Origin of the sequence: Proteus sp. FME41 (assembly GCF_014897315.1) — a bacterium.
Lineage (GTDB): Bacteria > Pseudomonadota > Gammaproteobacteria > Enterobacterales > Enterobacteriaceae > Proteus.
Genome location: NZ_JABUYL010000004.1, coordinates 117,758 through 140,628 on the forward strand (window position 1 = coordinate 117,758; position 22,871 = coordinate 140,628).

A 22,871-nucleotide genomic window follows, 5' to 3' on the forward strand; every position below is an offset into this window, starting at 1 on the left:
ATATTATCGAAAACGATAAGCTTGGGTTTCCCAACGATAGCCTTGACCATAAATTGAGCGAATAAACTCAATTTGATCATTAAGTTGCTCAAGTTTACGTCGTAAATTTTTAATATGACTATCAATGGTTCTGTCCGTCACAATACGGTAATCATCATAAAGGTGATCCATTAGTTGATCACGGGTTAATATTTTTCCGGATTGTGTGGCTAAGGCTTTGAGTAAACGGAATTCAGCCGTGGTTAAGTCGAGAACTTTATGGTTGTATTGAATTTGATAAGCTTGTTCATCAATGACCACTAACTTATCACTTTGAACAATATCTTGAGGTCGATAATAACGGCGTAATAACGTTTTAACTCTGGCAACAACTTCTCTTGGGCTGTAAGGTTTACAAATATAATCATCAGCACCAATTTCAAGCCCTAACAATCTGTCCACTTCTTCTGTTTTAGCGGTCACCATAATAATGGGAATATCGGAAAACTGGCGTAACTCTTTGCAGACAGTAATACCATCTTTAACCGGTAGCATAAGGTCTAACAATACTAAATCGTAATGTTGTTGTTTCACAGAGTGGCTAACGTCAGCGCCAGTGGCTAACCAGTGAGTTTGATAACCCGATGCATGAAGATAATCAATGAGTAATTGGGCAAGCTTGGGTTCATCTTCAACAATCAGGATTGAATAGGGTGATTCAGACGCTGTCATTTATTGGCTCAATATTTATAGGCTCAGTGGTAATAACGCTTAAAGATCATCAGAGTATGCGGGTAATTCTATAAGAATTTTCATGCCACCTAAAGAGGATGGCATCGCACTTATCTTACCATTATGAGCTTCAACAATATTTTCGCAAATAGAAAGGCCTAATCCTGAGCCGCCACTTGCCCGATTACGCGAGCTTTCTGCGCGATAAAAGCGCTGAAAAACAATGTGATATTGAGATTCATCAAGTCCTGATGCGCTGTCTTCTAATGAAATAAAGACATGGTCATGCTCTTTTTTTGTGCTGATATGCAGTTGTCCACCAGAATAAGTATAACGCACACTATTCTCTAATAGGTTATGGAAAAGCTGAATAAGCCTATCAGGATCCGCTTGCACAATCAGCGGAGATAAATCATCTAATTCAGTGTGTAAGGCAATATCTTTGGTTTGATACGTGTGGCGATAAGACGCTACCGCTAATAAAATTACCTCATTGATATCAATAAAGTCTTTACGATAAGTTAAAGAGCCTCTGTCTGATAATGAGAGCTGGTGGAGATCGTTCACCAGCTTTGTTAGGTTTGTGACTTCAAATAAAAGTGAGTTTACTGTGTCTGTTGTGGGTTTTCTCACACCATCTTGTAACGCTTCAAGTTCACCTTTTAAAATGGCGAGAGGGGTGCGTAATTCGTGTGAGATATCTGCCATATAATCACGGCGAATTTGTTCATTCTTTTCTAGCGTGCTGGCAAGTTGGTTAAAGTCAGTTGCGAGTTGGCTGATTTCATCTTTACTGCTGGGCGTCACTCGAACAGAAAAATCACCTGCAGCTAATTTATGTGTGGCTTCAACCAGTCGCTTCACTGGGCGTATCATATTGCGAGAAAGGATCAGTGTAATTAATAAAGCAAAAAGAACAGCCAAACCTGCAATGACCCAACTGGTGCGTAGTTGTTGTTTGTCAAAACTGACATCTGCTTCACTACTGATTTTATCGGCAGCGCTGACAATCACCCAGCCAACAATCTCATCATGAAAAGTAATCGGTTTTCTAAAGGTTTCTTCTGGAAATTGATTATCATGACCAAATAAGCGTTTCATGTCTTTATCAACAATCCAAAATTGTGTACGCCATCCCCTTGGTGGTGGGCCTTCACTGCTTTGGCTTATTTGGTCAATGCTACGTAGAATTTGATAAAGAGAGCGATCATCTCTATTAAGGAAACGCCAATCTCCCGTTAAGGTATATTGATCCGTTAAGGCCTCAGCTAAAAGAGTTGCACGCTGTTCACTGTTTTTCTTGATATAGCCAATAAAGCCTTGTTGAAAGCTACCGCGAATCCCGATATGCATCGCAAGAACCACGACCATACAGGTGGTGAAAACGACCAAGAACAGCTTGCTTCTCAGTTTCATGCCTTTGCCTCTTTTTTGCTGATACGTCGCTGTTGCCAACGTTCACGCAATCCATCAAAAAATAGATAAATAACAGGGGTGGTATAAAGTGTAAGCAGTTGACTCATTAATAATCCGCCTACAATCGTTATTCCTAAAGGTTGTCTTAACTCTGCACCATCACCGCTTCCTAACATAAGGGGCAATGCGCCAAATAATGCAGCAAGAGTGGTCATTATTATAGGACGAAAACGCAATAGGCTGGCTTGAATAATGGCGTCTTTGGCTGACAGCTTACCTTCACGCTGTGCTGTAATTGCAAAATCGACCATAATAATCGCGTTTTTTTTCACAATACCGATAAGCAACATAATGCCGATAAGCGCAATCAGGCTAAAAGGCGTATCGAAAAGCTGTAACGCTAATAAGGCACCCACACCCGCAGAAGGGAGCGTTGATAAAATGGTCAGTGGATGAATATAGCTTTCATACAGCACACCTAATACCAAATAGACCGTGATAATCGCCGCGACGATAAGAATAAGTTGTGATTTTATGGTTTCTTGGAAAATCTGTGCCGTACCTGCAAAGGTACCTCTTACTGTATTGGGGACACCCAGCTCTGTCATGGTGCGCTCAATAGAATTAATAGCATCCGCTAATGTATAGCCTTCTGGAATATTAAAGGCAATTGTTGAGGCGGCAGATAATCCTTGATGATTGACGCTTAACGGTGCATTAGCTGGATACCAACTTGCAAAAGCAGATAATGGAATGCGCTCACCTTGGTTATTAACCACATACATTTTATCTAGTGCAGAAACGTCTTGTGTATATTGTTCAGAGACTTCCATAACCACTTTATATTGATTCAGTGGGGCATAAATCGTGGAGATCTGACGTTGACCAAAAGCGTTATTAAGCAAGTTATTCACATCACTGACATTAATCCCTAATTGCGACAGAGTATCGCGATCGTAAGTTAATGCCATTTCAGCGCCTTTATCTTCTTTGTCAGAGTTCACATCCACAAGTTCAGGTAATTCGCCTAATGCTTTACGTACAATAGGTTCCCATTTTCGTAATTCACTTAAATCGTCGGCTAATAATGTGAATTGATAACTCGCATTGGCCTGACGCCCTCCTGCTCGAACATCTTGTACTGGCATTAAAAAGAGGTTGGCACCGGGCTCATCTGCTAACTTTGCACGTAGGCGATTAATCACTTGGTTGGCGCTATCGGTACGTTCTGACAGTGGATTGAGGGAGATAAACATAAACCCACTGTTAATGCGACCACCGCCAGTAAAGCCCGTAACGCTATCAACATCTTTATCGGCATTAATTTCTTGCATAAAACGGGTCATTTTTTCTTTCATTGACTGGAATGAAATGCTTTGGTCTGCACGCACAAATCCCATTAAACGACCTGTATCTTGATCAGGGAAAAACGTTTTGGGTGCACTAATATATAAATAAGCATTTAAGCCCAATGTGGCGAGAAAAATCGCCATAACCCAGCGTCGATGACGCAGTGCTGCCTGTAATGTGACACTGTAACCTTGCTGGGTGCGAAAAAGTAACTTACCAAAACCCCGTAAATGCGATTGTGCTTTGGGTTTCATCCCTTTTAATAAATGCGCACACATCATGGGCGTTAGCGTGAGAGAAACAAATAGCGAGATAGCAATTGCGGTTGTTAAGGTGATGGCAAATTCTTTAAATAATCGCCCAACAAGCCCATCCATCAAGAGTAATGGAATAAAGACTGCAACAAGAGAAATACTCATTGAAAGCACTGTAAAACCAACTTCACCAACCCCTTTCAAGGCAGCATCTTTAGGTTTTAAACCATTCTCAATATGGCGAGAGATATTTTCGAGTACCACAATGGCATCATCAACCACAAAGCCAGTCGCAACGGTTAATGCCATTAATGAAAGGTTGTTTAAACTAAAGCCACAAAGATACATGGCTGAAAAAGTACCAATTAATGAAACGGGTACAGCAACGGCAGGGATCAGTGTGGCGCGACCTGAGCGTAAAAATAAGAACACCACTAAAATCACTAGTGCCACCGCAATGGCTAACGCACGTTCAACTTCGGCTAATGATGCACGAATAGTGGGTGTTCTATCTTGTGCAACTTTTAAATCAACACTTGCAGGGAGCAGTTCACGTAATTCTGGAAGTTCATCCCGAATGCGATTTACGGTTTCAATGATATTGGCACCTGCTTCACGACGAATAACCAGCAAAATAGCAGGTTCTCCGCCACTCATTCCTGCGGCTCGTGAGTTTTGTACAGAATCAGTAACTTCGGCTATATCACTTAAACGTACAACCGAATCTTGATTGTAATGCACGATCACTGGGCGATATTCTGCCGCTTTACTGAGCTCATCGTTGGTTTGGATTTGCCAACGATTCTCATCGTTATTGACAAAGCCTTGAGGGCGTCGCACATTCGCTTGGCTAATTGCTTTTCTAACATCATCGAGGCTGACATTTTGGTTAAATAACGCATCAGGATTGAGAGCAACACGTATCGCGGGTAATGAACCGCCACCGACAGAAACTTCACTGACACCTTCAATCTGCGAGATTTTTTGTGCCAACCGTGTTGAGGCAAGATCGTAAAGCTCTCCCGTGTTTTGAGTATCAGAGGTGAGCGTTAAGATCATAATCGGAGCATCAGAAGGATTCGATTTATAATAACGCGGACGGCTTGGCATACCTGAAGGCAACAAGCTTTGTGAGGCATTTAACGCAGCCTGTACATCACGCGCGGCGGTATTGATATCTTTGTTTAAATCGAACACTAGCGTAATGCTGGTACTGCCAAGCGAACTGCTTGATGTCATTTCATCAATACCTGCAATTCGCCCTAAAGAGCGTTCAAGCGGTGTTGCCACAGATGACGCCATCGTTTCTGGTGACGCCCCGGGTAAGGAGGCGTAAATATTAATAACGGGATAATCGACTTGAGGCAGTGGCGCAACAGGAAGCAACATAAACCCGAGTGCACCACACAATGAAATTGCCAAACTGAGCAACGTGGTTGCTACGGGGCGTTGAATAAAGAGGGCGAAGAACTTCATGATACTGCCCCGTTATTATTTTCAACATGTTTATTGCGATTAACATACAGTGACAATTTATCAAATAACAGATAAATCACGGGTGTTGTAAACAGAGTTAAAATCTGGCTCATAATTAAGCCACCGACCATACAAACCCCTAATGGCTGGCGTAATTCTGCACCCACACCGGTACTTAGCATTAAAGGTAAAGCCCCTAAAAGTGCAGCCATTGTGGTCATTAAGATTGGGCGAAAACGCAATAAACACGCTTGGTAAATAGCGTCATAAGGCGTTAGCCCTTGTTCTCGTTCTGCTGCAAGGGCAAAGTCTATCATCATGATCGCATTTTTTTTGACGATCCCAATAAGTAAGATGATCCCAATAATGGCAATAATATCAAGCTCATTACCTGCAGCCATTAAGGCGAGTAAGGCACCAACACCTGCGGTAGGGAGTGTGGACAAAATGGTAATAGGATGAATAAAGCTTTCATATAACACGCCTAATACAATATACATCGCTACGATTGCCGCGATAATCAGCCACAAAGTACTTGAGAGTGCGCTTTCAAATGCCAGAGTCGCACCTTGGAATTGTGTGGTGATATCTTTTGGCATAGAAATCTGCGTTTCAGCCAATTTTACTGCTTTCACTGCATCTTCAAGCGACGATTGTTCGGCGACATTAAATGAGAATGTTGCAGAAGGGAATTGTTCTTGATGATTAATAGAAAGCGGTGCCAAGCGCTGTTCTACGGAAGCGATAGAAAGTAATGGCACCATCGCACCCTCTTTACCGATTAAATGTACGGCTGAAAGTGCCTCTAAACCATCGCCACTGCGAATATCTTGTTCTAATACCACACGATACTGATTCGCTTGAGTATAAATAGTTGAAATTAAACGTTGACCAAAAGCATTGTAAAGAGCGTTATCAACAGCACTCATTGAAATGCCTAAGCGACTTGCCGAGTCTCTATCTACCTTGATATACGCCATCATGCCGCCATCTTGCCAATCACTGCTGATATCAGTCAGTTCAGGACTCGCTTTCAGTGCTTGAGAAAGCTTTGGTACCCAAAAAGCCAGTTCTTCTAATGACGTTGCTTGTAACGTAAATTGATACTGAGTACGTGAAACCTGCGTATCAATCGTTAAATCTTGTGTGGGTTGTAGATAAAGCGTCATACCCGAAATAGAGGCAATGCGTTCTTGTAAACGAGGAATGATTGTATCGATACGTGAATCACGCTGATCAAGTGGCTTCAGTGTGATCTGTAACCGTCCTGTGTTCAACGTGGCATTACTGCCATCAATGCCAACAAAGCTGGCGATATTATCAACAGCGGGATCATCAATAAGTTTATCGACGACTTGTTGCTGCTTATCAACCATTGCTTGATAAGAAATAGATTGCGAGGTTTCAATGGTACCTTGCAATAATCCGTTATCCTGTAAAGGAAAAAAGCCTTTTGGAATAAACATATACAACAATACAGTGAGCACTAATGTACTGAGCGCCACACCAAGGGTTATCCATTGGTGGTTTAAAACACGTTTTAGCCAAACGGCATAAACCGCAATCATTTTTTCGAAAAAGCGTTCACAGGCTATTTCAAAACGGGTGTGTTTGATTTCACTTTCAGGTTTCAGTAATCGTGCACACATCATGGGAGTTAATGTGAGCGAAACAACCGCTGAGATTAAGATGGCGACGGCAAGGGTTATCGCAAATTCTCTAAATAAACGGCCAACAATATCGCCCATAAACAACAGAGGGATCAGTACCGCAATCAGTGAGAACGTTAAAGAGATGATAGTAAACCCAATTTCTCCCGCTCCTTTTAAGGCAGCGGTGAGGGGCTTATCTCCTTGTTCAAGGTAACGTGAGATATTTTCAATCACCACAATGGCGTCATCAACCACAAAGCCGGTTGCAATGGTTAATGCCATTAAGGTGAGGTTGTTGACAGAAAAACCACAAAAATACATTACTGCAAATGTACCCACGAGTGAAAGCGGCACAGCAATGCTTGGGATCAATGTTGCAACACCATTACGTAGAAAGAGATAAATCACCATCACCACAAGGGCGATAGCTAAGCCCAGCTCAAACTGGACATCTTTAACTGACGCGCGGATCGTTGTGGTTCTGTCTGTTAAGATCTCAACATTCACTGACTTAGGTAAATTAGAGACTAAATCGGGCAATAAATGACGAATATTATCTGTGGTATCAATAACGTTAACGCCCGGTTGCCGTTGAACATTAATAATAATCGCTTGCTCATTATTTGCCCATGCACCTAATTGGTTATTTTCAGGAGCTTGTTCAATAGTGGCAATATCGGATAAACGAATGGGAGCACCATTTTTATAGGCCACAATTAATAGGCGATAATCTTCTAATGATTTCATTTGATCATTAGCAGATAGCGTGACAGAGCGAGTTGGGCCATCAAGGCTTCCTTTCGCTGAATTGACGTTGGCATTATTGATAGCCACACGAATTGTTTCACTATCTAAGCCATAAGATGCAGCGGCTTGCGCATTAAGTTTAACTCTGACTGCAGGACGTTGTCCTCCCGCTAAAGCCACTAAACCGACGCCATTAACTTGTGAAATTTTTTGCGAAATACGGGTTTCAACCATATCTTGCAGTTGTGTCATTGGTAATGTTGAGCTGGTGACCGCTAAGGTTAAAATAGGGGGGTCAGCAGGATTTACTTTGCTATAAATCGGCGGATAGGGTAAGTCAGATGGCAATAGATTGGTTGCCGCATTAATCGCGGCTTGTACCTCTTGCTCTGCAACATCTAAGGGTAATGTTAATTGGAACATCAGTGTGATCACCGATGCCCCTCCTGAGCTTTGAGATGACATCTGTTTTAATCCTGACATCTGCCCAAATTGACGCTCTAACGGTGCAGTAACAGCCGATGTCATAACATCAGGACTTGCACCTGGGTAAAGTGTGACAACCTGAATGGTCGGGTAATCGACTTCAGGTAAGGCAGATACTGGCAACATACGATAGCCGACAATACCGGCTAACAGTATGGCAACCATAAAAAGAGTCGTTGCTACTGGGCGCAGAATAAATAAGCGAGACGGACCGCCACCTGTACCGTGTGTTTTTTCGGTCATTACGCTTTCTCCGCAACTACACGGTCGTTTTCTTTATTTTTGGGTGCAGTGGGTGTCACGATATCGACTTTCGCACCTTGTGTTAATCTATCTACACCGTCAGTCACAACACGCTGATCTGCGGATAAACCAGAGGCTATCACCACTTTCTCTGCATTTTGTAAGGCGACTTCAACACGCAATTTGCTCACTTTGTTTTCATTATCCACAACCCAAACAAAGTGGCCCTCATTGCCCATTTGCAGTGCTGCATTAGGAATAACAACGGCTTTTTCTAATACCGTGACATAAAGGCGCACATTGACAAATTGATTCGGAAACAGTGTTGTTTCTTGCTGAGGGAAGCGGGCTTTTAACTTAATAGTGCCGGTGGTTGCGTCAATTTGATTATCAATACTAAACAGTGTGCCTTGTGCTAATTCAAATTGATTATTTCTATCTAACGCGGTGACTGGCAAGTCAGCATTATTTTTACGTGCTTGAATGACCTTTGCTAAATCTTGTTCTGGCAATGTGAAAAGTACATCAACAGGATCCATTTGATTGATAACAACAATAGGTGTAGATGAACCACCAGAAATATAGTTACCGACATCAACTTGTTTTAACCCTACGCGACCTGAAAGAGGGGCAGTAATTTTGCTGTAGGTTAATTGCAATAGAGCATTACTGATCGTGGCTTCATCAATCCGAATACTGGCTTCAGATTGTTTCACTAACGCTTGCTGATTATCTAATTCTTGCTGTGAAACTAAATGTGTTTTCGCTAATTTTTGATAACGCGCTAAATCAAGACGGGCATTGGCTAATGTTGCTTGATCTTTTGCAAGTTGTCCTTTGGCTTGGGCTAATTGTACTTCAAAAGGGCGGGCATCTATTTCAGCTAATAAATCACCTTTTTGAACCTGTTGGCCTTCTGTGAAGTGTAATGCCATTAATTGCCCTTCAACACGACTTGTTACGGTCACACTGTTGGTTGCTTTGACTGTTCCTAAAGCAGATAAAAATTGCGGGACATTTTCTTGTGTTGATATTGCCACTTGAACGGGAGGCATTGGGGGGCGGCGTGATCCGGATGTGTTTCTATTTTGTGAGCTTGTCGCTTGTGACCCTTTATTTTCAGGTGGCATTGTTTTTGCTGCATTAAATTGCCAATAGGCGTAAGCACCTGCGGCGGCGACGATTAAAGCGATAATGAGAGAAACTCTTTTTTTAGCATTTTTATTTTTATTCATTACTTTTGTGATCCCACTGGCAACTAGCTAATCAGAAATACTGAAATGAAATTTTGGAATAGTGACATTCTACCTGTTTCTTCATCGTTAAAAATGGAGGAAATATGGAAATTAAGTCAAGGAATGTGTTTTGTTGGTGCTATTTTAAGCAGTCAAAACAAATCGTCGTGAGTATTATTTTATCAGTGTAATTTAATCAACCTTAGTTTATTAAAAAATGAACAAACAATAGCGTAGCTTAATTGTTTATATAGGGATAATTAAGTGGAAAATAATTTATTGATAATCAGTAAGTTATTTTGCTTGATGTTTTTTTAATCGCATAACTATTTTGTACAAATGCCTGTAACTATGATAAAACGCAATAGTTAGTTATAATTCTTAGATAATTATGCTTTCCAGTGATAGAATGCCAACCTTGTTTTTCTCTGTGTTTGATCTCTTTTCAAAGAATAACAATCCAGTATGAAATTCACCGAGCGTTAACTCTGTCTTAAAATAATCATTTTTGTAAAAATTAGCCTAAATATAAAGGCGTAATAGAATAACTAGAGGTTTTTAGTGTCAACTGCAAACACACCTGATGATGGGCAAAAACCGAGTCTGAATGCATTTAAACAGCCTCGTGCGTTTTATCTTATCTTCTCAATCGAATTATGGGAACGTTTCGGCTATTACGGTCTGCAAGGGATCATGGCCGTTTATCTGGTTAAAATGCTGGGAATGGGTGAGGCGGAAGCTATCACTGTTTTTGCTGCATTTACCGCGTTAGTTTATGGTTTTGTTGCTATTGGTGGATGGCTTGGAGATAAAATCCTTGGTACAAAAAGGGTTATTATTCTAGGTGCTATCGTATTAGCAATTGGTTATGCCATGGTCGCGTTCTCTGATCACGATAAAGATGTGATTTATTGGGGACTCGCAACTATTGCAGTTGGTAATGGCTTATTTAAAGCTAACCCGTCATCATTATTGGCAACCTGTTATGAGAAAAACGATCCGCAATTAGACGGTGCATTTACGATGTACTATATGTCTATTAACGTCGGTTCTTTCTTATCAATGTTAGCAACTCCGTGGTTAGCCGCTAATTATGGTTGGGATGTTGCGTTTGCATTAAGCGTTGTAGGTATGCTGATCACCTTAGCAAACTTTATGGTTTGTCGAGGTTGGATCAAAGATAAAGGCTCTAAGCCCGATTTTGAACCGCTTAATTATTCAAAACTGATGCTAACGCTGGTGGGTATTGTTGCATTAGTTGCGATATCAACTTGGTTGTTACACAACAATGAAGTGGCAAGTTGGTCTTTAGCCATTATTTCATTAGGTATTATCCTGATTTTTGCACGTGAAACCTTCATGATGAAAGGTGCCGCTCGCCGTAAAATGATTGTGGCATTCTTACTGATGGTTGAGGCGGTTGTCTTCTTTGTTCTTTACGATCAGATGCCAACATCTTTAAACTTTTTTGCTATTCATAACGTTGAACACTCGCTCTTAGGTTTCAGTGTTCAGCCAGAGCAATTCCAATCACTTAACCCATTCTGGATTATGCTAGCAAGCCCATTATTGGCGGCTATCTATAATTTTATGGGTGATAAATTACCAATGCCTTATAAATTCACTATCGGTATGTTTCTAAGTGCGACTGCATTCTTAGTGTTACCTTTAGGTGCAAGTATGGCAAATGAAGCGGGGATCGTTTCTTCATGGTGGCTGGTTGCAAGCTATGGTTTCCAAAGTATTGGTGAATTGATGATCTCAGGACTGGGCCTTGCGATGGTTGCTCAATTAGTGCCACAACGCTTAATGGGTTTTATTATGGGTGCTTGGTTCTTAACTTCGGCAGCCGCTGCGATTATTGCGGGTAAAGTGGCAAGCCTAATGGCCGTACCTGAAGATGTACAAAGTGCACATGCTTCATTAGAAGTTTACAGCAGTGTCTTTTTACAAATCGGTATTGTGACGGGTATTATTGCAATCTTAATGCTACTTACTGCACCTATGTTGAGTAAAATGACACAGTAATGAGTGTTAGTAAAAAACTTACATTTGAATAAATAAAGGATACCTTGAGTATCCTTTTTTGTTTAAACGAGTCAATAGAATATGGGTAACATCCTATTTTTAATAAAAAAATACCGCCCAATCAGAGCGGTATGACATAAGGTGATACTTGTAGAGTTAATTGATAATGCTTTAACTTGTCACTTTATCAACTGCCAATGCAACGTTTTTCTCACGAGTGGCTGGCGTTATGGCTGTCCAACCTTTATAGGCTAGAGGTAAATAGGCGACAGCAATTGCCAATAATGATACACCAGCAACATAATACGCCCCCGCCATCGCGGTCTTTTCTAACCATGCGCCAGTTAACATTGGGGTTAATCCACCAAATACGGCATACGCCATATTATAAGCAAAAGATAATCCTGAAAAACGAATTGATGGTGGAAATGCTCTTGTACTAACAATTGGTGTTGTTGCAATCGCACCCACGAAAAAGCCCATCAATCCATAATTAAATGCTAACTGAAAACCTGACATTGCGGCATCTAAACTGCCATAGAAGTGGAATGCGGTAACAACCAATCCTCCCCATGACAATGTCATTGAAACGCGTGTTCCTAATTTATCACCAATCCAACCCCAGAAGATGCAACCTAATGTTAAGGTTAATGTTGCAACACAGTTTGCTTCTAATGAGGTTGTTCTATCAATTTTGTAGATCCCTTCAACAATCACGCTTGGTGTCATCAATATGGTGACAACGATAGCTGTGGATAAAGACCATGTTAATGCTGCTGTAATTAAACAGGCTTGTTTATGATTTTTAATCACAGAAACTACAGGCATTTCTTGGGCTAAGGCTTTTTTTGCTGCCATCTCTTTAAAGATAGGCGTTTCTTGTAAGAAGCGACGCAAGTAAACAGAAATTAAGCCAAAGATACCCCCCAAAATAAACGGAATACGCCATGCAAAATCATTAACTTCTTGAGTGCTATAACTGCGTTGAACAATAATGGCAACAATTGAACCTAATAAAATACCGCCGGTGATCCCTGACGTTAATGTTCCTACACCTAAACCGTAACGTTGTTTTGGTGTATGTTCTGCAATAAAAACCCAAGCACCCGGCATTTCACCACCAATGGCTGCACCTTGCATAATACGCATTAATAACAACAATAAAGGCGCTGCAACGCCAATACTGGCATAAGTTGGCAATAAACCGATAATTAATGTTGGAACAGCCATTAAGAAGATACTTAAGGTAAACATCCGTTTACGGCCAATAATATCACCGTAGTGTGCCATAATAATGCCGCCTAAAGGGCGAGCAAGATAGCCAGCTGCAAAAATACCTAATGTTTGCATTTGTGCGATAAAAGCGTTATCACCCGGAAAGAACAAGTGGCTCAATGTTTTCGTAAAGAACACGAAGATCACGAAATCATAGAACTCCAGAGTTCCTCCTAGTGAGGATAAACCCAACGTTTTATAGTCGTTGCGGTTCAAGGGTCTTGCCGTAGGTTGACTCAACGGCTGAGTGGAGTGTGATGTCATAATAACAACCTATAATAATCATCGTGATAAAAAATAATAACTCAGACGATCACATGTGAATTCTTTTAAAATTAACGAATAAAATAGAGAGAAAATAAATAACATTAAATAGTTATTTATAGGCTATTTATGCGAAAAAGAATAATGTTGTGATGATGCTTTAAGTTATAACAGGAAGCGCTTAATGATGTAAATAGGCGATTTTAAAACAACATCATTAACTATTTAATTGGTCTTTTTTAATTTTATTGTGATGATGTTGTTTGCGGTGTGGAGTTTAACTCTTTAATTTACTACTTTAGTGATATTTAATAAAAATATTATTTTTGTTGTTAATTCACGTAAATTTAATATTTTTAAATAAAATAGACGCTATATTGAATATATTCATTATAATCTAAATGAGATATTAAATAATAAGTTAACCTTAAAATTTATTTATTATTTTTTGTAAATAAACTTATTATTAGATAATTAAGAAAGTTATTCTTATTAATAGTGAAAGATATGATCTGACAGTAAATAGATTATTAGCATATTCTACTGTATGTTAAAAACCACCTCAATGATTTATTATTTCAATTATTGTGACTTTATTGAATTTAAATGCCAATAAAATTAATTTATATAATCACTGTTATGTGTTTTTATGCATAGTGTGATTTTTTCGGATTAACGTGAGAAATTGAAAATAAAAACAAAAAGAGGCATCAAAAAAGCTATTCTTGGTTATAATTACATCAGGAAGTCAATTGATATGTCGGAGGATTTATGGTCTCTATCTCAATGAGTGCGGTTCTCTTAGCTGCAATTGTTCTGTTTGCCTCACTTTCTATCATCGCATTAGGTGGGGGGTTAGTATTAAAAAATATGCTTAATACCACCAACCAAAACAATACCTATTTACTACGTGCTTCTGTTAAAAAGACGTTTATCACCTCTCTCGCTGTTGCATTACTGCTTATTTACTTTTACCTCTCTACAACAGCTTAGTTTGGCCTGATGTATTAATGAAAATAAAAACGCCACTGTATATTATTGACAGTGGCGTTAGTGTAATCAGAATTATTTTAAACTAAGAAAATAGTCGCTAATCCTAAGAAGATAAAGAAACCACCGGTATCGGTAATGGCAGTTATCATCACACTTGAACCAATCGCGGGGTCTTTACCAAATTTAATCATCGTCATCGGTATTAACACGCCCATCATGGCCGCCATTAATAAGTTAAGTATCATTGCCATGGTCATTACCGCACCCATTGCAAGGTCGCCATAAAGTAAGAAGGTGACAATACCCATTATCCCTCCCCACACTATACCGTTAATTAAGGCAACCCCAAGCTCTCTTAAAATCAAGAAAGAGAAGCTTCCTGTTTGAATTTGGTGTAGTGCTAATGCTCGCACAATCATTGTAATGGTCTGATTACCAGTGTTACCCCCAATACCCGCAACAATAGGCATCAGTGCTGCAAGTGCAACTAACTGTGAAATGGTATCTTCAAAGACACCAATAACACGAGAGGCAACAAATGCAGTACACAAGTTAATCGCAAGCCAAGTCCAACGTGTTTTAACCGCTTGTCCAACGGGAGCAAAAACATCCTCTTCAGGGCTTAACCCCCCCATACGACGAATATTGGTGTCGCTTTCTTCATGCATGTTATCAACGATATCTTCAACGGTTAATCGCCCCATGAGAAGACCATTGCTATCAACAACTGCGGCTGAAATTAAGTCATAACGTTCGAACGCACCTGCCGCATCTTCGCCTTTTTCTTCAGGCATAAAGCTCACGGTATCTGTTTTCATTACATCTGAGACAAGTTTGTCAGGAGATTGCGTTAAAACGGTAGTTAATGGAAGCTCACCCAACAGATGGTTTTTATTATCAATAACGAAGATTTTATCTGTTGCTTCAGGAATAGAGCCACGTTGACGTAAATAGCGTTGTACCGTTTTTAACGTTACATTGCCACGTACGGTCACGAACTCGAAATCCATCATTTGACCCACACTGTCTTTGGGGTATTGAAGGACTTCTCTGATCCTATTACGCAGGCTTGGTTCTAAATAGGTAAGAAGACGACGCATCGTATCACGGGGTAAGTGCTCTGCGATGTACGCTTGCTCATCCACATGTAATGTGGCGACCGATCGTAATAACTCACGGTCTGTCATATCTTTAATTAAGCTGTCCCAAACGGCGACAGAGGCTTCGACTAAAACAGCACCACGTTCATTATTATCAACCAAATGCCACAACGCGAGACGTTCGTCATAGGGGAGGGCTTCAAGAATATCTGCAATATCTGCCGCGTGTAGATCTTGCAGTAATTCTCTAACTGTGGTGATTTTTTCATGAAGTTCATGGTGGCTCAGCCTATCATTTTCACTTGCTTCACCTAAAACGGTTTCAACAAAATGATCATCTTCGAGAAAGATGCTCAAAATTTGCTGACGCAGGTGTGCCACTTTTTGTGAATACGGATTGATGGCAGCCGCAGTATCATTGTTGATAGCTGTTTGAGACATGTTATTCCTTTTTAATTCTTACGAGGGAGATAACCATTGACGCTAATTATTCCATTTTAGGATGATTATCGGTCTTCTCCGTATAAAAAATATGAATCTTGAACAATGTTGTGTTAGTGATGTTCATATTATGGTCACAAATCAAACCTATGTTGTTATGTGATTGTTGTTGTATGATAGATGCAACAAAAGACGCATTGGCTAGCGTCTTTTTCTGTATAATATCATATTGTTAAGTAGATTCCTCTTTTATATCCAGTTTCCAGCCCGGAACTGACTGCCAATGCTCTTGTTCTTTTTCTAAATCCAATACCATCAAGGTGTTATCGGAAAGATATTTAGCAGGAAAATAAAGTGTCCAATGGTTTTCATCGGTCACTAAACGTAAAGATGTAGGTTTTGTCGTCGATTGTCGCTGATTATTAAGTAAAGTTGCTAATCTTAGTATTTGTACGAGTGGGAAATATTGTTTTTTCTTATAAAGATTAAATTTCGGTAACTCATCAAGCTTAATCCCTTTTCGGTGATAGCGAACTAAGGTGGTTAATAATAGCTGTTGCTCTTGATTGAAACCTGGCAAATCGGTATTTGAGAGAATATAGGCAGAATGACGATGCAAACCACTTAAATTAATACTTAATCCCACCTCATGTAGCATTACCGCCCACACCAAAATAGCTTCTAAATCAGGGCGCACAAGTTTAGGGTTTTGTTGTGCCCATTGCTCGTAAAGAGATTGCATTGTTGCCAGTACACGCTTAGCTTGTTCTCTATCAATATTATAGTGCTCAGCAAGGCTTTTGGCTGTACGTTGGCGAATATCTTGATGACGAAATCGGCCTTCCATTTCATACAGCACACCTTCACGTAATGCACCATCAGACAGGTGTAGTGCTTTTAATCCTAATGAATCAAAAATACCGCATAAAATCGCCAAACCGGGCACAAAAACGTGTTTGCGTTCATCGGATAATCCAGGAAGAGCGATATCTTTAAATTTTTTAAATCGTAAAACGTGTTTAGTGAGCATCAGTAGGCGCTCAGGTGTAATAACACCGTCTTTTTCACCAAACTCGATTAATATTTCATGTGCGGCTTTGATAGTTCCTGATGCCCCTAGCGCCACATCCCAACCCGTCATTTTATATTGCCATGCGATTTTTTCCATTTTGCGCGCTGCTTTTTCTCGTGCTTTACGAAAAGCAGATTCACTTATTTTTTGTTCAGGAAAAAATTGACGACTAAAACTGACACAGCCCATGCGCTGGCTTTCAATTAAGATAGGTTCGAAGTTTTCACCAATAACTAATTCTGTTGAACCACCACCAATATCAATAACCAGTTTTCGCCCTTTTTCAGACTGTGTATGCTCAACACCCATAAAAATTAGTCGGGCCTCTTCATGGCCTGAAATAATCTCGATAGGGTAAGGGATCACATCTTTAGCGCGTTGAAGAAAGACTTTGGCATTAGTGGCAACACGTAATGTATGTGTTCCTACTACGGTCACATTTTCGGCAGGAAAACCCTGTAACCTTTCAGCAAAAAGAGAAAGAGCAGAAAGCCCTCGTAACATAGACTCTTCGCTTAATTCGTTATCATCGTTAAGACCATCAGCAAGATATACGCGCTGCTTTAAACGGCTTAATACTTGCAATGCACCATTAACAACACGCGCAATAATCATATGAAAACTATTAGAACCGAGGTCAATAGCGGCAATTTCTAAAGGACGTGGTGAAGAGTCATCTTGTGATAAAGGCATAAAATTACGCTCGTGATCCTGGTTGTTCTAATAATTTAATATATTCATAGACGGCAAGCTGGGAACGGATTTTACGTTTATTCCCACGAGGAACATAGCTATTTGTTAAGTCTTTATCAATATACCGTGCTTTTACGGTGTCATTAAATTGAATATCCAGTATATCAAGAACACGTTGTTTCAGTTGAGGATCAAGCAAAGCGACAGCAACTTCAATACGATAGTCTAGATTTCGCGTCATCCAATCGGCTGAAGATAAGAAGATTTTCTCATCACCTTTATTGGTGAAAACATAAACGCGATCGTGCTCTAAAAAGCGATCAACAATGCTGGTCACTTGAATGTTTTCACTAAATCCCGGTTGATTAGGGACTAAAGAGCACATACCACGGACTAAAAGCCGAACTTTTACGCCCGCTTCTGATGCGTCATAAAGGCGATTAACTAATTCTTCATCCACTAAGTTATTCACTTTTAATGTAATACCTGCGGGGTGTCCGGCTTGTGCGCTGTGGATTTCATTAGTAATAAGCTGATTTAAAAGGGTACGTGAATTTTGAGGTGACACCATCAAATGTTCAAAAGTCACCGGACGATACGGGTTTTCAATAAAGCTAAAGACACGACGTACTTCATTGGTAATTTCAGTATTCGCAGTTAATAGTGAATAATCCGTATAAAGACGCGCTGTTTTCTCGTTGAAGTTCCCAGTACCAATATGGGCATAACGAATAATTTCACCCTCTTCTAAGCGAGAAATAATAAATAATTTCGCATGAATTTTTAAACCAGGAGCAGAGAAAATAACGTGAACTCCCGCTTCTGTCAGACGTTTTGCCCAATGAATATTCGCGGCTTCATCAAAACGCGCTTGTAACTCAACCACCACGGTCACCCGTTTACCGTTGTGTGCGGCGTGGATCATGGAATCAATAATTCGTGAGTCTTTAGCCACACGATAAATATTAATTTTAATTGAGATAACACTAGGGTCAAAAGAGGCTTGGCGCAGTAATTCTAGGACATGCTCAAAAGTATGGTAAGGATAATAAAGTAAAACATCTCGCTCACGTATGGCGTCAAACCCATTACGGAAATTATCAAACCAAACATGACGTAAACGCGGAATAATTTTATTTAATAGAAACTTACTTCCTTCATTTGGGAAGTTAATAAAATCTTTAAAATTATGATAACGCCCCCCTGCAATAACAGAGTCATTATTTGATAACCCTAGCTTACTGCGCAGTAAAGCCACCATTTCATCAGGCATGTCACGTTGATAAACAAAGCGTACTGGCTCTGCGGTAAGGCGTTGTTTTAACGTGGATGACATCATTTCAAGTAAACTTGATTCCATTTCTGTCGCAAGATCGTACTCTGCATCTCGCGTCATTTTCATAGAATAAGCATTCAATGAGTCGTAATCAAAAAAGCCTTTAAACACCTCATCTAGGCAGTAACGTAAGATATTATCCAATAAAATCATGGATTTTTTCTTACTGCGACCTTGGTCTGTAGGCAGGATAACAAAGCGAGGAACTTTATCTGATGGAATTTCTAACAAGGCATAATGAATTATTTGCCCTTGTGCAATTTCAACGGCTAAATAGGTATAGTCATCTTTAAGAAATTCAACCAAATTAGTTTCTGGGTTAATCAAAATAGGGGTGATGTGTTTTCTTAAGTTTTGGCGGAAATATTGACGTAACCAAATTTGCTGATTAGGCGAGATTTGACGTTCATTAATTAAAAATATTTGGTTTCGTGCCATTTCAAGTAACAAATCGTTATATAACGCATCAAACTCTTGGTCTGCCTTCGCTACTTTAGACTGGATTTTTTTTATAAGATGGCGGGCATGACTTGATGCAGAGCGAGAACCTCGTTCTTCATTAATTAAAATACGGCGTTTTACATCTGCGAAGCGGACTTTATAGAATTCATCAAGATTATTTGAATAGATCCCCAGAAACCTGACTCTTTCAATTAACGGGTTTCGTTTATCAGCCGCCTCTTGTAATACACGTTCGTTAAACGCAAGCCAACTGATTTCTTTATCAACATAGAGTCGTTCCTGGGACATCTGAACTCCAACAAGGGTTAAAGTTAAATCTTAATATCTGAATAAATCAGACGTGTTGCTTAATTGTTGCACCTGGTTTGACAAAATTTTCAGGTTTTGTCTCTTTGGCTTTTTGTTCAAAGTAAGGTGCTTGGAAAGTACACATTCTAATCGCAGAACGGTAGGCACCGTTAACAAAAAACTCATCTATTAAATCACCTTCTTTTTTAAAGCCAAGCTTTTCATAAATATGAATCGCTTTAGCATTCTCTTTATCAACGATTAAATAGAGTTTGTATAAATTAAGTACAGAAAAAGCATAGTCCATCGCTAATTTTACAGCACGTGCAGCATATCCATGGCCTTGATGTGCAGGGGCAATGATAATTTGGAATTCGGCGCGACGATGAACATAATCGATTTCAACGAGCTCAACAAGTCCGATCTTAGTGCCATCACTTTCAGCAATAAAACGTCGTTCGCTTTGGTCGTGAATATGTTTTTCATAAAGGTCGCTTAACTCAATAAAAGCTTCATAAGGCTCTTCAAACCAATAGCGCATAACGCTGGCATTGTTATCAAGTTGATGGACAAACGCGAGGTCTTCTCGTTCGAGAGGACGCAGTTTTATAGGTGGAACTTTCTTACCACCGGACATAAGCACCTCGGTGAATGCATTGAATAAAAAAGAGAAAAGGGTGACATAAAAAAAGTCACGCGGGCTACAGTGTAGCACAATGTGACTTTTTATCTTAAATGAAATAGTTAATCGAGATTGTCGAATAGCGCAATATCATCAAGAAAAGCTTGATTATCTTTCATTGTTAATCGATCTTCTGCTAGCCAACGGATAGCTAATGGATAGATGCGATACTCTTCAGCTTGAATTTTTGTTTGCAATGATTGTTCAGTATCATCAGTTAAAACAGGAATACGAGCTTGAATAATCATTGGTCCACCATCAAGTTCTTCGGTGACAAAGTGAACGGTAACACCATGAAAAGAGTCTTTATTGGCTAAAACCTGACGATGAGTATGCAATCCGGGGTATTTAGGAAGCAATGAAGGATGAATATTTAATAATTTATGCTGATAATGTGTGACAAAACCAGGCGATAAAATACGCATAAAGCCCGCTAAAACCACAATGTCAGGCCGATAAGCATCAATCTTTTCAATTAATGCATTATCGTAATCAGCTCTATTATTAAATTGGTTTGGATCAATAAAATAAGCTGGAATATCAGCGTGTTTGGCGCGTTCAAGACCATAGGCATCAGCTTTATTGCTTAAGACAGCAACCACATTACCTGTGATTTTATTTGCCCTACAGGCGTCTATAATCGCCTGTAGGTTGCTGCCGTTTCCTGAAATGAGGACAACGATATTTTTCATTCACATGCTTTCATTAATTAATAATAACTTGTGCTTCGCCTGTTGCTTGAGGCGCAATCTCACCGATTAACCATGCGTTTTCACCACATTCAGCAAGATGCGCTAATGTTTTTTCAACATCATTCGGGTTAACCGCGATTAACAGCCCAACACCACAGTTAAAGGTACGATACATTTCATGTGTACTGACTTGCCCTGTTTCTTGTAGCCATTTGAAAACAAGGGGCCATTCCCAGCTTTTACTCTCGATACGTGCTTGTGTATTTTCAGGTAATACACGAGGGATATTTTCCCAAAAACCGCCGCCAGTAATATGTGCCACTGCATGAATATCAATATTTTCAATTAATGACAGCAGTGATTTTACGTAAATACGTGTTGGCGCTAGCAGATGGTCAGCCAGTGATTTATCACCTAATGGCGTATTTTCTGCTTGGGTATTGCTGACTTCAAGAATTTTTCTGACTAATGAATAACCATTAGAGTGTGGGCCACTGGATGCTAAGGCAATTAACGCATCACCAGTGTTAACTTTACTGCCATCAATGATCTCTGATTTTTCAACCACACCGACGCAAAAGCCTGCGATATCATAATCATTACCGTGATACATACCGGGCATTTCAGCCGTTTCGCCACCGACTAAGGCACAACCTGATTGCTTACAACCTTCAGCAATACCTGTCACCACACGTGCCGCAGTATCGACATCTAATTTTCCTGTGGCATAGTAATCAAGAAAGAAAAGCGGTTCTGCACCTTGAACAATTAAATCGTTGACACACATTGCGACTAAATCAATACCGATATCATCATGGCGATTTAAATCCATTGCTAAGCGAAGTTTAGTACCAACGCCGTCAGTGCCTGAAACTAAAATAGGTTCACGATATTTAGATGGGATTGCGCAAAGTGCACCAAAACCACCTAAACCTCCCATGACTTCAGGACGGCGGGTTTCTTTTACTACACCTTTGATACGATCGACTAAAGCGTTACCTGCATCAATATCGACACCGGCATCTTTATAGCTGAGAGAGGATTTGGTAGTCACGTAGAGCCCTCACGGCAAGTTGCTGTTAAGAAAAAATGTGTGCGAGCGCTATTCTAACAGGCAAAGCAATCGTTTGCGAGAATCTTCTTTCTAGGTCACAATTATTCATGTTAGTGTGGTTAAAAGCTGTGCGCTTGATCAATATCAATAGAAAAACGATGGAATGTTGGCGAAAAAGCGGTATAATCTCGCGATTTTTTTGTCAGGCTGCGTCGTACATTAGGAGAAATTATGAAGATCGTTGAGGTAAAACACCCACTCATTAAACATAAATTGGGGCTGATGCGAGATCATGATATAAGCACTAAGCGCTTTCGTGAGCTGGCTTCAGAAGTTTCTAGTCTGCTGACGTATGAAGCTACCGCCGATTTAGCAACAGAAACGGTAACGATTGAAGGTTGGTGTGGTCCGGTAGAGATAGAACAGATTAAAGGAAAAAAAATCACAGTAGTTCCTATCCTCCGTGCAGGTATCGGGATGATGGATGGAGTATTAGAAAATATTCCTAGTGCCCGAATCAGTGTAGTTGGCGTTTACCGCGATGAAGAAACATTAAAACCCGTCCCTTACTTCCAGAAATTAGCATCCAATATTGAAGAGCGTATGGCGCTTGTTGTTGACCCTATGTTAGCAACGGGTGGCTCTATGATTGCCACAATTGATTTATTAAAAAATGCGGGCTGTACTTCAATTAAAGTATTAGTACTGGTTGCTGCTCCAGAAGGTATTAAGGCATTAGAAGAAGCTCATCCTGATGTAGAGTTATATACTGCATCAGTTGATAGCCATCTCAATGAGCATGGGTACATCGTTCCAGGTCTTGGCGATGCTGGTGATAAGATATTTGGTACAAAATAATAATTAAGCCGACTTTGATAGTCGGCTTTTTTTTGGACCATTTATTTGTTCTATACTCTAAAT

At 40.0% G+C, this 22,871-nt stretch carries 15 protein-coding genes; 3 read left to right on the plus strand and 12 right to left on the minus strand.

The features are described 5' to 3' along the window. Positions 1–3 precede the first annotated feature (3 nt). From baeR to INT04_RS05560, 5 genes are read right to left on the minus strand one after another with little or no spacing between them, the layout of a single operon-like run. Positions 4–711: a two-component system response regulator BaeR gene (gene baeR, locus INT04_RS05540; protein ID WP_193015177.1), complete on the minus strand. Its 708-nt coding sequence runs from the start codon at positions 709–711 to the stop codon at positions 4–6. Between the two features lie 39 nt (positions 712–750). Then, entirely contained in the window at positions 751–2,127 is a 1,377-nt protein-coding gene (gene baeS / locus INT04_RS05545; protein WP_193015178.1) for a two-component system sensor histidine kinase BaeS, read from the minus strand. After that, the gene (gene mdtC / locus INT04_RS05550) at positions 2,124–5,207 is read right to left on the minus strand and encodes a multidrug efflux RND transporter permease subunit MdtC (protein WP_193015179.1); all 3,084 of its coding nucleotides are present in this window, start codon (positions 5,205–5,207) and stop codon (positions 2,124–2,126) included. The genes baeS and mdtC overlap by 4 nt, the downstream gene beginning before the upstream one ends. Then, a complete protein-coding gene (locus INT04_RS05555) occupies positions 5,204–8,335 on the minus strand; it encodes an MdtB/MuxB family multidrug efflux RND transporter permease subunit (RefSeq protein WP_193015180.1) in 3,132 nt (1,043 codons plus the stop codon). The genes mdtC and INT04_RS05555 overlap by 4 nt, the downstream gene beginning before the upstream one ends. Then, a complete protein-coding gene (locus tag INT04_RS05560) occupies positions 8,335–9,570 on the minus strand; it encodes an MdtA/MuxA family multidrug efflux RND transporter periplasmic adaptor subunit (protein ID WP_193015181.1) in 1,236 nt (411 codons plus the stop codon). Before INT04_RS05560 ends, INT04_RS05555 begins: the two co-directional genes overlap by 1 nt. Positions 9,571–10,131: 561 nt before the next feature. On the opposite strand from INT04_RS05560, the gene dtpA reads away from it, so the two are divergent. Then, entirely contained in the window at positions 10,132–11,598 is a 1,467-nt protein-coding gene (gene dtpA / locus INT04_RS05565) for a dipeptide/tripeptide permease DtpA (RefSeq protein ID WP_193015182.1), read from the plus strand. Positions 11,599–11,769: 171 nt separating this feature from the next. Here the strand turns inward: dtpA and INT04_RS05570 are convergent, their stop codons facing one another. Then, positions 11,770–13,137 carry an MFS transporter gene (locus tag INT04_RS05570; RefSeq protein WP_193015183.1) on the minus strand — a complete coding sequence of 456 codons (1,368 nt, stop codon included), beginning with the start codon at positions 13,135–13,137 and terminating at the stop codon, positions 11,770–11,772. Positions 13,138–13,908: 771 nt separating this feature from the next. Between INT04_RS05570 and INT04_RS05575 the strand changes: the two genes are divergently transcribed. After that, complete coding sequence (locus tag INT04_RS05575) at positions 13,909–14,130, plus strand: hypothetical protein (protein ID WP_193015184.1); 222 nt, start codon at positions 13,909–13,911, stop codon at positions 14,128–14,130. 77 nt (positions 14,131–14,207) lie between these two features. On the opposite strand, the gene mgtE is transcribed toward INT04_RS05575, so the two are convergent. The 6 genes from mgtE to purM form a co-directional block, all read right to left on the minus strand. After that, positions 14,208–15,671: a magnesium transporter gene (mgtE, locus tag INT04_RS05580; protein WP_193015185.1), complete on the minus strand. Its 1,464-nt coding sequence runs from the start codon at positions 15,669–15,671 to the stop codon at positions 14,208–14,210. Positions 15,672–15,903: 232 nt separating this feature from the next. Next, positions 15,904–17,436 carry an exopolyphosphatase gene (gene ppx, locus INT04_RS05585; protein WP_193015186.1) on the minus strand — a complete coding sequence of 511 codons (1,533 nt, stop codon included), beginning with the start codon at positions 17,434–17,436 and terminating at the stop codon, positions 15,904–15,906. Between the two features lie 4 nt (positions 17,437–17,440). Continuing rightward, positions 17,441–19,522 carry a polyphosphate kinase 1 gene (gene ppk1, locus INT04_RS05590; protein ID WP_193015187.1) on the minus strand — a complete coding sequence of 694 codons (2,082 nt, stop codon included), beginning with the start codon at positions 19,520–19,522 and terminating at the stop codon, positions 17,441–17,443. A gap of 46 nt (positions 19,523–19,568) precedes the next feature. Beyond that, positions 19,569–20,159, minus strand: a complete 591-nt coding sequence (gene speG / locus INT04_RS05595) for a spermidine N1-acetyltransferase (protein ID WP_193015188.1) — start codon at positions 20,157–20,159, stop codon at positions 19,569–19,571. A 107-nt stretch (positions 20,160–20,266) separates the two neighbouring features. Next, positions 20,267–20,896, minus strand: coding sequence for a phosphoribosylglycinamide formyltransferase (gene purN / locus INT04_RS05600; RefSeq protein WP_193015189.1), 630 nt, complete (start codon positions 20,894–20,896; stop codon positions 20,267–20,269). 13 nt (positions 20,897–20,909) lie between these two features. Further along, positions 20,910–21,950, minus strand: a complete 1,041-nt coding sequence (gene purM / locus INT04_RS05605) for a phosphoribosylformylglycinamidine cyclo-ligase (RefSeq protein WP_193015190.1) — start codon at positions 21,948–21,950, stop codon at positions 20,910–20,912. 231 nt (positions 21,951–22,181) lie between these two features. On the opposite strand from purM, the gene upp reads away from it, so the two are divergent. Beyond that, positions 22,182–22,808 carry a uracil phosphoribosyltransferase gene (gene upp, locus INT04_RS05610; RefSeq protein ID WP_193015191.1) on the plus strand — a complete coding sequence of 209 codons (627 nt, stop codon included), beginning with the start codon at positions 22,182–22,184 and terminating at the stop codon, positions 22,806–22,808. The last annotated feature ends 63 nt before the right edge of the window (positions 22,809–22,871 follow it).

Excerpts from the sequence above, each read along its gene's own strand:
- mgtE (WP_193015185.1), bottom strand. The coding sequence starts at position 15,671 with ATGTCTCAAACAGCTATCAACAATGATACTGCGGCTGCCATCAATCCG.
- INT04_RS05560 (WP_193015181.1), bottom strand. The coding sequence starts at position 9,570 with ATGAATAAAAATAAAAATGCTAAAAAAAGAGTTTCTCTCATTATCGCT.
- baeS (WP_193015178.1), bottom strand. The coding sequence starts at position 2,127 with ATGAAACTGAGAAGCAAGCTGTTCTTGGTCGTTTTCACCACCTGTATG.
- speG (WP_193015188.1), bottom strand. The coding sequence starts at position 20,159 with ATGTCCGGTGGTAAGAAAGTTCCACCTATAAAACTGCGTCCTCTCGAA.
- purN (WP_193015189.1), bottom strand. The coding sequence starts at position 20,896 with ATGAAAAATATCGTTGTCCTCATTTCAGGAAACGGCAGCAACCTACAG.
- INT04_RS05555 (WP_193015180.1), bottom strand. The coding sequence starts at position 8,335 with ATGACCGAAAAAACACACGGTACAGGTGGCGGTCCGTCTCGCTTATTT.
- upp (WP_193015191.1), top strand. The coding sequence starts at position 22,182 with ATGAAGATCGTTGAGGTAAAACACCCACTCATTAAACATAAATTGGGG.
- mdtC (WP_193015179.1), bottom strand. The coding sequence starts at position 5,207 with ATGAAGTTCTTCGCCCTCTTTATTCAACGCCCCGTAGCAACCACGTTG.
- ppk1 (WP_193015187.1), bottom strand. The coding sequence starts at position 19,522 with ATGTCCCAGGAACGACTCTATGTTGATAAAGAAATCAGTTGGCTTGCG.
- INT04_RS05575 (WP_193015184.1), top strand. The coding sequence starts at position 13,909 with ATGGTCTCTATCTCAATGAGTGCGGTTCTCTTAGCTGCAATTGTTCTG.
- baeR (WP_193015177.1), bottom strand. The coding sequence starts at position 711 with ATGACAGCGTCTGAATCACCCTATTCAATCCTGATTGTTGAAGATGAA.
- ppx (WP_193015186.1), bottom strand. The coding sequence starts at position 17,436 with ATGCCTTTATCACAAGATGACTCTTCACCACGTCCTTTAGAAATTGCC.
- INT04_RS05570 (WP_193015183.1), bottom strand. The coding sequence starts at position 13,137 with ATGACATCACACTCCACTCAGCCGTTGAGTCAACCTACGGCAAGACCC.